Here is a 12,657-nt window from a genome sequence, read left to right on the forward strand (position 1 = left end):
GAAGTCTCGTCCCCCCAGGAGCTGACCGTGAATCGCCGCCGACCCACCCTCATCACAGCGCTCACGCTGACCGCCGTCGCGGCCCTGACGCTGTCCGCGTGCGGAAGCGACGACAGTTCCGGGGACAACGACAAGATCGCGGGGGCGGACACGAGCAGTGCCTCACCGTCGGTCTCGCCGACCGCCTCCGAGTCACCGGAGGCGGCCAGGCCGAAGATCGAGGTGCCCGCCGACCTCTCCTACAAGTTCGAGTGGCCCAAGACGGGGGACAAGGACAAAGACGCGATCCTTGCGGACGGCGAGCAGTCCATCAAAGCGGTGGACCTGGCGATCGTCAACCAGAATGCCCTCGACAAGGCCTACCTCTACTACTACGAGGGAGAGGCAGCCGCCGGCACCCAGAAGTTCATTCAGAACTACGTGGACCAAAAGGCAGGGCTCACGGGAAGTTACCGCTTCTACGCCCCCGAAGTGACGGTCGACGAGGACGGCACCGCATCGTTCACTTACTGCGAAGACCAGGGCAAGGCGTACGTGAAGTACCTCGAGACCGGCAAGGTAAGGAAAACCGAGGTCTCTGCAAAGAGCTACGTCATCTATCACACGTCACTGAAGAAGAACGGTGAGGGCGTGTGGGAGATCCAGAAGATCGCCTCGCAGAGTGGGAGTGACCAGTGCCAGCCCTGACCCGTGCGAAGAAGGCGGTACCGGTCACGCTCATGGTGAGCGGATGTCTGTCGCTTCTCGTCCTGCCCGGAACGGCACACGCCGACGACATTCTGGACGGCAACACGGAGAACTCGGGCACGGAGCAGCACGCCGACGCCGGCGGCGACGGCACCGTTTCGGTCACCGTGGGTGGTGTCGTCTTCGACCGTTCCAAGAACGGGAGTGGCGCTTCGGTCGGCCCTGTGACGTCGTCCACCTCGTGGTCGCCGCCGGCGTGTTGGTACGCCCCGAAGTTCACACCCAAGGAGCTGCAGGATTACCTGGAGCCGATCTGGGAGGCCGAGTCCACGGGATACCAGTGGGATGCCGAGCAGCGGGAGAAGTACAACGCGAAGGATGAGAAGAAGGGCTTCCACAAGGACAAGACCGGCGAGGGGTACTGGTGGGGCTCGTACGTGAACAAGAGCTATCCGCCGGGCTGGAACAAGTGTGACACGGACTATTTCTGGGTGGATCTGGGCGACCCGCCGCCGGCGGACAAGGAGAACGCCGTCACCCCGGAGGTCCTCGCCGAACTCGCCTACGCGGAGATCCGCGTCCCGGGTACGAAGGTGACGCTGGCGCCCGCCGGGGCGACCAAGGTGAACCTGCCGACGTGGGCGTGGCTGGACGGCGCCGAGTTCAAGCCGGTCTCGGTCACCGCGTCTGTGAAAGAGATCGGCATCAACGCGACGGCCACGGCGGAACCGGTCTCGTTGCAGATCGAGCCGGGCACTCCCGATGCCGAGACGTACCCGGCGTCAGGGGTGTGCGAGATCAATGACGGCCGTATCGGTGTGCCGTACGAGAAGGGCAAGGCGGACGACACACCTGCGTGTGGGGTGAAGTACCTGCGTTCCTCGGGTGACGGATCGTTTCCGCTCCGGGCGACGGTCTCCTGGGAAATCCACTGGACCGGCAGCGGCGGCGCGGGCGGAGACCTGCCCGACGGTACGTTCGGCGCCACCCAGGACGTCGTCGTCCAGGAGATCCAGGCCGTCAACCGCTGAGCGGAACCGCCAGTCTCCGGAGCGGTGGCGGGCACCGGGGCGCCACGAAAAGTGGACCTCGTCGTTCCTCTCATCGGTGCAGTGGACCGGTGAGAGGGGACGGGCAGGTGGCGGAGCGGCTCGCCGTTGACGGAGACGAACTCGGGCGGTTCATGAAGTCGCTGAAGGCGTCGTCCAGTTCGCTCAAGGGCGTGCGGAAGGCGCTGTCGGACGCGACGATCGTCGGTCTTGGCACGGACGAACTCGACTCGGCGTGCGAGGCCTTCCAGGAGGACTGGAAGTACGGCTCCGAGGAGATCGGCAAGCAGACGGAGGACCTCGCCGACATCATCGGCAAGAGCAAGGACGGCTACCTCGAGGTCGACAAGGCGCTCGAGGCGGCGCTGCGGCAGTCCCTCGAGGTCAAGGGCGGCGGACAGTGACCGTCACGACCGGCCACGACCCGTACGGCGCCGCCCTCGACCCGCGGTCGCGGGCGGACCTGGGCAAGCCGCAGGGACTCAAGTCCGCGCCGCCCATTCCCAACCCGTCGTATCCGCACCTCGGCTTCAACCCGGTGCCGGGGGACACGGAGACCGTGCGCGGGCTGGAGAAGAAGCTCAGCGGGTGCGCGAAGGTGCTCCAGGAGGCGTACGACCTCGTCACCGAGCTGCTCGACGGCAGTTACTGGAAGGGGGACGCCGCGGTCGCCTTCCGTGAGCAGCTGGACGGCGGGCCGTTGCCGCTTAACCTGAAGAACGCGGCGCACTCGGTCCGCAAGGCGGCCAGGCAGCTGGACCGCTGGGAGGGCGAACTCGACGACTTCCAGCGGCGGGCCAGGAAGCTGGAGGACGACGCGAAGGACGCGCAGGCCGCGGTGGGCCGCGCGCAGGGGCGTGCGGACACGGCGGGCCGTGCTCCCGGCCTGAAGCAGGAAGGGGCCGAGGGGGACGCCGCGCAGAAGGCGCTCACGCGCGCGAACGGTGACCTCGACGACGCGCAGGCCGAGCTGAAGAAGATCATCGGCAAGGCGAAGCGGCTGGCCGAGGAGCATGAGGAGAAGGCCGGCTACCGGGCGCGGAAGATCCGCGACGCCACGAGGAAGCTGGTGCCGCATGAGCCCGGGTGGTTCGACGAGGTTCTCGACTGGCTGGGCGACAACCTGCCGGACATCCTCAGCTTCGTGGCGGGGCTGGTCGGCGTGGTGGCGCTTCTCTTCGCGGGGCCCCTGGGGCTGGCGACCGTGGCGGCTTTGATGCTGGTGGCTTCCGGGCTGAGTGCCACGGCCCTGGGGCTGCGCCTCAACGACCCAGAGGTGCGAGCGTCCCTCGTGGACGGCATCACCAAGGGCGAACTCGACGCGGATTTCTGGAGCAACGCCGTCTCAGTGGGCGCGGACTTCATGGGGGTGCTGCCTGGGCTGGGCGCTGTGGCGAAGGGTGGAATCGAAGCTACAGATGCCATTCAAACGGGCGCAAGATCGCTGGGTGTCTGGCAGAAACTAGGAACCTACGGTTCGAAAGCCCTCGATGAGGCTGGGCACATCGCTAGTCTGGACAACCAGCTCATTGCGCGAGCCGTGCGCGGTTTCAGTAATCCGGACAAGGCTGTGAAGACTGTCTCTGCGGCATCAGGTCTCACTGGGATTGCCACCGGAGGTTTCGGCCTCTACAACAAGGCTGTGGACGCCGATGACGACGGCATCAAGGACGGTGCAGTAGCCGGAATCGACGGCTCTCGTCTCATCATTGACAATGGTGGATTGATCGCTCTCGTTCGCTACGTATTCTGATGCCGTTCGGAGGGAGTATCGAGTTGCATCCTTTGAATAATGCGGTGGCCTGGGAACACCGCTCGACGCGATGGGCTTGGGCGGCGCATGTGGCCTTGATCGTCACCGGGCTGGTCGGATGGATCGCAGCGTGGGTTGTGTTGTTGCAGGTATCGCTCTGGACACCCAACTGGGTCGTGTGGGTGTTCATGCCGTACTTCATCTACGGTCCGTACCGAGCGGTGGTCCAGCTTAAATACTTTCCGGCTGCCTTTTTGATGTTGCGGATTCTGCGTGCATACCCGTGGAGGATTGTGCGAGATGCGCCGCGGGGGTTGACCAGACGCCCAGAAGTCGTGAGCAAGCAGTATGGCTGGTTCGAATTTCCCAACCCGTCCTGCCCCGAACAGCGGCTAGCGCTTGTCTTCCCCAGTCACCTGCGCAGACGATGGTGGTCCCGTCGCATGTCTCCCCTTGCCAAAAGAAGTCTGAAGGCAGAGATCGAAACCATTTGGTTCGCAGGTGACCCCCGGTTCATCGGGATCATTTCCGCGCCACCTCGGTGGGGAGCAGTTCCCCGTCGGTTGCGCGTCGTTGAGCAGCGAACCGACGCGCGTAGCGGTACACGTTTCGCCGACTGGGGAGCCACGCCGGACGACATTGAGCGTGGGCAGCGCGCTGGCGTCTACCCAGCCAATCCGTGAATGCTGAGAAGAGATATACCTTGAGACCTGCTGTGTTTACCGCACACGACTCTCTCCAGGACCCTCACGCAGAATTATGGTTTGTTGAACCGGCAGGCTTCACTGCCTTGCCCCTGGAGGTCCTGCTCGCGAAACCCGAGACGCCAGAGGCCGATCGATTGCGCGCGGCTGCTGCGCCCCTGCTCACGGCGGCCCCGACCGAGCTGGTCCGGCAGGAGTGCATGGCGCTCCTGACATCCGGTCAGCGCATGTTGGGAACGTTGCGTGAATTCGGCACAGTCCACTGCGCGGTCGGTTTGCACCGTGATGACGTCGGAAGCAGCGTCCGGCCTTTGCTCTCCCTCTTCACCATCTCCTGGCAGGACACGAACCTCGCTCCACGCGGTGTGACGGCGGCACGGGCTGTCACCGCGGCCAAGGGGCACACGCGCATCGCCTTCGAGGAGGTGCCCTGCGGCCCGGCCGTCTTCAGTGAGACGACGGTGCGCTGCGCCGCGGAAAGCGGGCTCCCTCGGCACCCCCTCCTCCAGATCCACGCCCACCTCCCTCACCCCGACTGCAAGCGGCTGGCCGTGCTCACCATCAGCGCCGTCTCGGGCGCCCGGCGGGAGGAGTACCGGGCGGTGTTGAGGGGGATCGTCGGGACCGTTCGTTTCGAGGACCCGCTGGGGGTGGCGTCGTAATGGTGTTGAACGAGGGCTCGGCCGACGATAGGAAGGCACCATGACAGGACTCGGCGCCGTATTCCGCCCCCAGCTCGCCCCCGAGCGGCTCCGTGCCGTGGCTCGGGCCGCCGAAGAGGCGGGGCTCGAGGAGCTGTGGCTGTGGGAGGACTGCTTCCGCGAGGGCGGGATCTCCACGGCCGCCGCCGCCCTCGCGTGGACCGAGCGGGTGCGGGTCGGGGTCGGGCTGTTGCCCGTGCCGTTGCGGAACGTGGCCGTCACCGCGATGGAGGCCGCCACGCTGCACCGGATGTTCCCCGGCCGGGCGATCCTCGGTGTGGGGCACGGGGTGCAGGACTGGATGGGGCAGGTCGGGGCGCGGGTCGAGTCGCCCGTCACGCTGCTGCGGGAGCATCTCCTCGCGCTGCGGTCGCTGTTGAAGGGGGAGCGGGTGACCGTGGAGGGGCGCTACGTGCGGCTCGACGACGTCGCGCTGGACTGGCCCCCGGAGCAGGCCGCCGAGGTGTTCGCCGGCGCCACCGGGCCCCGTTCGCTGCGGCTGGCCGGTGAGGCCGCCGACGGGACCGTCCTCACCGCGAACACGCCGCCCGACGGGGTACGCCGGGCCCGGCGGCTGATCGACGAGGGGCGCGCGGCGGCCGGTCGGACGGGCGACCCGCACCGGGTCGTCGTGTACCTCCTCACCGCCACCGGTCCCGGCGCCCACGAGCGGCTGCGGGCCGAACTGGTCACCGAGGGCGTCGCGGACGTGCCGGAGCTCGGGGTCGCCGGTGACGCGGAGGCCGTTGCCGACGCCGTGCGGCGGCTGGCCGGGGCCGGGGCCGACACCGTGATCCTCCAGCCGACCGGCGACGAGCCCGACCCGGAGGGGTTCGTGCGGTTCGCCGCCGAGCAGGTCCGGCCCCTGGTGGTGGCCTAGCCGTGTCCGACTCCCCTTCTTCCGACTCCTGTGCGTCCGACTCCGGTTCTCCCGGCTCCCGTTCGTCCGACTCTCGTTCGTCCGGCTCCCGTTCCCCCGGCTGCCGTTCTTTCGACGATCTCGTGGCCGAAGGCGCCTCCGTACCCACCGAGGGCTGGGACTTCTCCTGGTTCGAGGGGCGGGCCACCGAGGCGCGGCCGTCCTGGGGATACGCGCGGTCCATGGCGGGGCGGCTGGCCGCGGCCACCGCGGTACTGGACGTGCAGACCGGGGGCGGTGAGGTGCTGGACTTCGCCCTCGACGCCGCCGGGCCCGACCGGGCCCCGCTCGTCGTCGCCACCGAGGGCTGGGCGCCCAACGTCGTGGAGGCCACCCGGCTGCTGCGCCCGCGCGGTGTCGCGGTGGTCGCCTCGGCCGACGACGCGCGCCTTCCCTTCGCGGACGGCGCCTTCGATCTGGTGGTGAGCCGGCATCCCGTCGAGCCGCACTGGGAGGACGTCGCCAGGGTGCTCGCGCCCGGCGGTACCTACTTCGCCCAGCACGTCGGGCCCGCCAGTGTCTTCGCTCTCATCGAGTACTTCCTCGGGCCGCTGCCCGAGACCACTCGTCGGCGACGTGATCCCGAGCAGGAGCGCGCCGACGCCGAGGCGGCGGGACTGGAGGTCGTGGAGCTGCGGGCGGAGCGGCTGCGGATGGAGTTCCTCGACGTCGGTGCCGTCGTCCACTTCCTGCGCAAGGTCGTGTGGATGGTCCCCGGGTTCACCGTCGAGGCGTACCGCGACCGGTTGCGCGACCTGCACGAGCGCATCCGGACCGACGGGCCCTTCGTCGCCCACAGCTCCCGTCATCTGTTCGACGCGCGCAAACCGTAGAGCGCACACCGTAGAGCGCAAACCGTAGAGCGCACGCCGTAGGGCGCGAGCCGCATAACGCACGCCGTAGGACGCATGCGGTGGCCGCGACCGCGGCCGCGACCGGCCTGCCCGAACGGGCGCGTTTTGGTCAGGAACCGTCGCCGTCCGCGTCCGTGGAAGGCGGGGGTGCCCGTTCCCGCCCAAGGGACCCCGGTCGCCCTCGGCGTGAGCCGACGTCAAGGGAGGGCGAGGCGAGGACCGGTCGCCCCGGGGCGGCGTGCCTTCCGGAGGGTGGATCTTCCGGGCGTAAAGGGCGCACCTTCGCACACCTTCGCAAATATCCGCGCGGTCGGAGCAGGGGTCTCGCGGGGATGCGGAATCACCCCCCGATCCTCACAGGGTGCCCACATCGTTATCCAGCGGTGTCCTTCCAGGGTCGAATCCGGGCCGCCGGGTGACGTAAGTTCAGATCCATGTGATTCGCGTGAGCAAAGCTACGCGCGTGGCACCGCGCAGTGGAGGGGGCTGCGCGGTGCCGGGTCAAGCCGGAGTGCGCCGTCGGCGTCACCCGGACGGGGGAGGCGTCACCCCGCTTCTGTGCGTGCCCGACACCGAACCGGCCGGCGGTCGGACCGCACCGTCCGCCACTCCGTCCACCCGCGAATCGGGCGCTCACCCGGGGTGCACCGCGTTCCGGCCACGATCAAGGGCGGAACGGGGGCGTCCGTGCCATCCGGGTGTCGCCGAACGACTCCGGAGAGTAGTTGTGGCACGCCGATGCACGCAGCATCACTTACGAAGGGTTATGGTGGAAACCCCCCCTCGGGCCGGTCCGTCTCCCCCCCACGGACCGGCCCGTTTTTCTGTCCCGTCTCCGGGACACTCCTCTGCACCCCCTGGCCCTGGTGCGCCCGTAACGAGGAGTTCACCGGTGTGCCGCCCCGGGGCGTGGCATGGCGGCGCTCGTTCCAGGGCATAAGGCAAGCAGGTCGACGCCCGAACCACGGGTGTCGGATCTCAGCGGACGGCACGGAGCCGTCCGCCCGGGAGGCCCTTTGCACCAGCCCCACCGTGCGGTCACGGCACGGAAGACGCGGCGGAGGGCCGGTCCACGGCCCGCGCCAGTGCAGGGCGGCCTGGAGGACCTGCCTGACGACTTCCGTCCGGCAGGCCCTGGACCGGTCGGCTCGTTCCCGCCCTCCGAGCGCGGCTCGTTCCCGCTCTCCCGGCGCGGCTCGTTCCCGCTCTCCCGGCGCGGCTCGTTCCCGCCCTCCCGGCCCAGCGTCCACTCCGTCGCTCCCCGACCTCTTCCGAGGGGGTACGTCCTTCCGTGGTGACCAGCACAAAGCGCCACAAGCCCGATAGGCGCACCTACGTTCTCGACACCAGCGTCCTGCTGGCCGACCCGAACGCCCTGAGCCGCTTCGACGAGCACGAGGTCGTGCTCCCCATCGTCGTGGTGACGGAGTTGGAGGCCAAACGGCACCATCCCGAACTGGGCTACTTCGCCCGGCAGGCCCTGCGCCTGCTCGACGAGTTCCGGGTACGGCACGGTCGCCTCGACGCCCCCATCCCGATCGGGGACCTCGGCGGCACCGTCCGCGTCGAGCTCAACCACTCGGACCCCAGCGTGCTGCCCACCGGCTACCGCCTGGGGGACAACGACTCCCGCATCCTCGCGGTCGCCCGCAACCTGCAGGCGGAGGGCTTCGACGTCACCGTCGTCTCGAAGGACCTCCCGCTCAGGATCAAGGCGTCCTCCGTCGGACTCCTCGCCGAGGAGTACCGCGCCGAGCTGGCCATCACGGACGCGTCGGGCTGGACCGGGATGTCCGAACTCACCCTGTCGGGCGAGCAGGTGGATGTGCTCTTCGAGGAAGGGCACATCCACGTCCCCGAGGCCGCCGCGCTGCCCGTGCACACCGGACTGACCGTCCAGTCCGAGCGCGGCAAGGCCCTCGGCCGGGTCACGCCCGACGGCGACGTCCGGCTGGTGCGCGGCGACCGGGAGGCGTTCGGCATCAAGGGCCGCAGCGCGGAGCAGCGGATCGCACTCGACCTGCTGCTCGACCCGGACGTCGGCATCGTGTCGATGGGCGGCCGGGCCGGCACGGGCAAGTCGGCGCTCGCGCTCTGCGCCGGCCTGGAGGCGGTCCTGGAGCGCCGTCAGCACCAGAAGGTGATGGTCTTCCGTCCCCTGTACGCGGTGGGCGGGCAGGAGCTCGGCTATCTGCCCGGCTCCGAGGCCGAGAAGATGAGCCCCTGGGCGCAGGCGGTCTTCGACACGCTGTCGGCCGTCACCAGCCGGGAGGTCATCGAGGAGGTGACCGCGCGCGGGATGCTGGAGGTCCTGCCGCTCACCCACATCAGGGGACGCTCGCTGCACGACGCCTTCGTGATCGTCGACGAGGCGCAGTCGCTCGAACGCAACGTCCTGCTGACCGTGCTGTCCCGGATCGGGGCCAACTCGCGGGTGGTCCTCACCCATGACGTGGCGCAGCGGGACAACCTGCGGGTGGGCCGGTACGACGGAGTGGTCGCCGTCGTCGAGAAGCTGAAGGGGCATCCGCTCTTCGCGCACGTCACCCTGACGCGCTCCGAGAGGTCCCAGATCGCGGCACTTGTCACCGAAATGCTGGAGGACGGTCACATCTGACCCGTCCGCGAGCTTCGACCCGACCGGGGTCGGTCACCCACCAGTCGGCGCCGTCCGAAAGGCCGAGAGCCTAGCCGGGCGGCGCCTCGCTGTGTGCGACTTTCCAGGAATCCCTTGGGCCAAACGGGATGTGAGCTTTCACACGCAACACAGAATTGCCTCACCCCGTCGGGTTACGGCAGAGTCTCATTCCTGTCAGGCCCCGCATACGACACAGCCGTACCCCCAGCGGTACAGCACCACAGAAGCACCACAGCCAACTCCATAGCAGAGTCGTATGCCGCCCGAGCATCACACGGCGCTTCCCGCAGGGGAGTTGTCCACCGGGCCCGTGCCTCCCGTGACCCGTAGTTGGGGAGGTCAGTGCCAGGGGCACGATTGCGTCCGCGAGGGTCACCGAAGCGGGCGATGCTGGAAGGAAACCGTGTGAGCCGGATCTCGGTCCGGGGATTCGCAGTGGCCTCGGCCACGGCGGTCACCGCCGTCGGAAGCGTCGTCGGCGTTGCCTCGGGCAGCGTCGCGCAGAGCAACGACGACGCGGAGGCGACGGCAGCAGGCACGACGCTGCTCGCCGACATCCCCATGGGTGAGCAGGCGCAGGTGCAGACCGCGTCCCTGACGCAGCAGGCCGACGTGCAGGCCATCGCCGCGGACGCGAGCGCCAAGAAGGACGCCGAGGAGGCGGCCCGCAAGGCAGCCGCCGAGACCGCCGTGGCCAAGCAGGAGAAGGCCAAGAAGGCGGCCGCGGACGCCAAGAAGCGCGAGGCGGCGAAGGAAGCGGCCAGCCGCGACGCCGAGCGCGACGCCACCAGCTTCGCCGTCCAGAGCTCCTACAGCACCGGCCAGATCCAGGCGATGGCCCGTCAGATGGTGCCGAGCGGCCAGTTCCAGTGCTTCAGCAACATCGTGAACCACGAGTCGAGTTGGAACTACCAGGCCGTCAACGCATCCTCCGGCGCCTACGGTCTCTTCCAGGCCCTCCCGGCCGGCAAGTACGCCTCCGCGGGGGCCGACTGGCGGACCAACCCGGCCACCCAGATCAAGTGGGGCCTCGGCTACATGAACAACCGCTACGGCAGCCCGTGCGAAGCATGGGGCTTCTGGCAGGCCAACCACTGGTACTGAGCCCGGTACCCGGCCCCTGAGCCGACCGCCGTACCCCGTCGGGATCCACGCTCAACCTCGCGCAGCCCCTCGCCGTCTCACGGTGAGGGGCTTTCGCGCTCCCGCCCTGTACGGTCGGACCGGAAAGACTCCGGGGGGAGTGGTGGGGAAAGACGGGGGAAGAGGACGGATCATGTCACGAGTGCCAGGGTGGCTCGGCCGGCTCGGTGCCGGACTGACGCAGGTGAGCGAGCGGTTGGAGCAGCGTCGCGAAGAGGCGCGCCGGCGCGACGCCGACGACGGGCCGGGGCCGGTCTCCGGTCATGGGCGGCGCCACCCGCACGACACGCCTGACGACACGGCCGCGGGCGCGGCCGACGAGCACCTCGACGTACACGGCCCGGTCGCCGTCACCGACCGCCCCGACCCGGCCCTGGCCGTGCCCTGGGGAGTGCGGGTGGCCGCGGAGGCCGGATGGCGGCTGCTGGTCCTCGCGGGCACCGTGTGGGTGCTGATGCGGATCATCAGCGCCGTACAGCTGGTGGTGCTGGCGTTCGTGGCCGCGCTGCTGATCACCGCGCTGCTTCAGCCGACCGTGGCCTGGCTGCGCCGGCACGGGGTGCCCCGGGGCCCGGCCACCGCCCTGACCGCGATCCTCGGGTTCGTGGTGATGGGGCTGATCGGCTGGTTCGTCACCTGGCAGGTCATGGAGAACATCGACAACCTCTCCGACCAGGTCCAGGACGGCATCGACGAGCTGCGCAACTGGCTGCTGAACAGCCCCTTCCACGTCACCGACAAGCAGATCAACGAGATCGCCAAGAACCTGCGCGAAGCGGTCGGCGCCAACACCGACCAGATAACGTCGGCCGGACTGGAGGGCGTGACGGTCGTCGTCGAGGCGCTCACCGGCATCCTGCTGGCCGCCTTCTCGACGCTCTTCCTGCTCTACGACGGCAAGCGCATCTGGCAGTGGTCGCTGAAGCTGGTGCCCGCGGCCGCCCGGCCGGGAGTGGCCGGCGCCGGACCCCGCGCCTGGCGGACGCTGACCGCTTACGTGCGCGGCACGGTGATCGTGGCGCTGATCGACGCCATCTTCATCGGACTCGGCATCTACTTCCTGGACGTGCCGATGGCCGTCCCGCTGGCCGTGTTCATCTTCCTGTTCGCCTTCGTCCCGCTGGTCGGCGCCGTCGTCTCGGGTGCCCTCGCGGTCGTCGTGGCGCTGGTGACGCAGGGCATGTTCGCGGCGGTCATGACGCTCGTCGTGGTGCTGGTGGTGCAGCAGATCGAGGGCCACATCCTGCAGCCGTTCATCCTGGGGCGCGCGGTACGGGTCCATCCGCTGGCGGTGGTGCTGTCCGTGGCCGCGGGCGGCATGGTGGCCGGCATCGGCGGCGCCGTGGTCGCCGTACCGCTGGTCGCGGTGACCAACACCGTCGTCGGCTACCTGCGGGCGTACTCCCGCGAGGCCGCCCTGCGGCAGAAGCCGAGGCCGCACGGTGCCACGTCGACCGACGCCGCCCCGGCACTCGACCGGGGCCCGGACGCCCCCGAGTCCCAGGAGTCACCGGAGGCCGGTCCGCCGTCGGACGCCTCCCCGGCGTAGCGGAAGGCGGTGCGAGGCGCCCGTCCCCGGCGCCTGCCCCGGACCCTCCGGCCTCGCCCCGGCAACGCGAACGGGCCCCGCCCACCTTCCGGTGAGCGGGGCCCGTGCCGTGCGGCGCGCGACTACTGGTCGGCCAGGACGGCCTCGGCGTCCAGCGTGACGCCGACCGCCTCGACCACGGCGGCGATCTTGAACGCCTCCTGGATCGTCTCGCGGTCGACACCGGCCTTGCGGAGCACCTGCTCGTGCGAGTCCAGGCACATGCCGCAGCCGTTGATGGCGGACACCGCGAAGGACCACAGCTCGAAGTCGACCTTGTCGATGCCCGGGTTGCCGATGACGTTCATCCGCAGACCGGCGCGCAGGGTGCCGTACTCGTGGTCCGACAGCAGGTGCCGGGTGCGGTAGAAGACGTTGTTCATCGCCATGACGGCGGCGGCCGACTTGGCGGCCGAGTACGCCTCGGGAGACAGGTTCGCCTTCGCCTCCGGCTCCAGCTCGCGCAGCACGATGGGGGAGCGCGAGGCGATGGCGGTCGCCAGCACGGTGCCCCACAGCTGCTGCGCCGGGAGGTCGGAGTTGCCGATGACCGAGCCCAGGTTGAGCTTCAGGTCCTTGGCGTAGTCCGGTACGGCGGACTTCAGGGAATCGAGCGACATG

The 12,657-nt window shown here is 69.2% G+C and carries 11 protein-coding genes; 10 read left to right on the top strand and 1 reads right to left on the bottom strand.

The annotated features are described in order from the left end of the window. Window positions 1-27 precede the first annotated feature (27 nt). From EV562_RS14020 to EV562_RS14075, 10 genes are all read left to right on the top strand, one after another. A complete protein-coding gene (locus tag EV562_RS14020) occupies window positions 28-687 on the top strand; it encodes a hypothetical protein (RefSeq protein WP_208298349.1) in 660 nt (219 codons plus the stop codon). Between the two features lie 32 nt (window positions 688-719). Continuing rightward, window positions 720-1,718, top strand: coding sequence for a hypothetical protein (locus EV562_RS14025; RefSeq protein ID WP_133887455.1), 999 nt, complete (start codon window positions 720-722; stop codon window positions 1,716-1,718). An 89-nt stretch (window positions 1,719-1,807) separates the two neighbouring features. Then, window positions 1,808-2,140, top strand: a complete 333-nt coding sequence (locus EV562_RS14030; protein ID WP_243860061.1) for a hypothetical protein — start codon at window positions 1,808-1,810, stop codon at window positions 2,138-2,140. After that, a complete protein-coding gene (locus EV562_RS14035; protein ID WP_133887135.1) occupies window positions 2,137-3,489 on the top strand; it encodes a hypothetical protein in 1,353 nt (450 codons plus the stop codon). The genes EV562_RS14030 and EV562_RS14035 overlap by 4 nt, the downstream gene beginning before the upstream one ends. Window positions 3,490-4,279: 790 nt before the next feature. Then, the gene (locus EV562_RS14040) at window positions 4,280-4,855 is read left to right on the top strand and encodes a hypothetical protein (protein ID WP_133887136.1); all 576 of its coding nucleotides are present in this window, start codon (window positions 4,280-4,282) and stop codon (window positions 4,853-4,855) included. Window positions 4,856-4,895: 40 nt separating this feature from the next. Continuing rightward, window positions 4,896-5,774 carry an LLM class flavin-dependent oxidoreductase gene (locus EV562_RS14045; protein WP_133887137.1) on the top strand — a complete coding sequence of 293 codons (879 nt, stop codon included), beginning with the start codon at window positions 4,896-4,898 and terminating at the stop codon, window positions 5,772-5,774. A 122-nt stretch (window positions 5,775-5,896) separates the two neighbouring features. Continuing rightward, the gene (locus EV562_RS14055; protein WP_133887138.1) at window positions 5,897-6,646 is read left to right on the top strand and encodes a class I SAM-dependent methyltransferase; all 750 of its coding nucleotides are present in this window, start codon (window positions 5,897-5,899) and stop codon (window positions 6,644-6,646) included. Window positions 6,647-7,958: 1,312 nt separating this feature from the next. Continuing rightward, window positions 7,959-9,284, top strand: a complete 1,326-nt coding sequence (locus EV562_RS14065) for a PhoH family protein (protein WP_133887140.1) — start codon at window positions 7,959-7,961, stop codon at window positions 9,282-9,284. A gap of 426 nt (window positions 9,285-9,710) precedes the next feature. After that, the gene (locus tag EV562_RS14070; protein WP_208298350.1) at window positions 9,711-10,409 is read left to right on the top strand and encodes a transglycosylase SLT domain-containing protein; all 699 of its coding nucleotides are present in this window, start codon (window positions 9,711-9,713) and stop codon (window positions 10,407-10,409) included. A 172-nt stretch (window positions 10,410-10,581) separates the two neighbouring features. Then, window positions 10,582-11,997, top strand: a complete 1,416-nt coding sequence (locus tag EV562_RS14075) for an AI-2E family transporter (protein WP_133887142.1) — start codon at window positions 10,582-10,584, stop codon at window positions 11,995-11,997. Between the two features lie 122 nt (window positions 11,998-12,119). Here the strand turns inward: EV562_RS14075 and EV562_RS14080 are convergent, their stop codons facing one another. Next, window positions 12,120-12,656: an alkyl hydroperoxide reductase gene (locus tag EV562_RS14080; protein ID WP_133887143.1), complete on the bottom strand. Its 537-nt coding sequence runs from the start codon at window positions 12,654-12,656 to the stop codon at window positions 12,120-12,122. Window position 12,657 lies beyond the last annotated feature (1 nt).

Source organism: Streptomyces sp. BK208 (genome assembly GCF_004364245.1).
Lineage (GTDB): Bacteria > Actinomycetota > Actinomycetes > Streptomycetales > Streptomycetaceae > Streptomyces.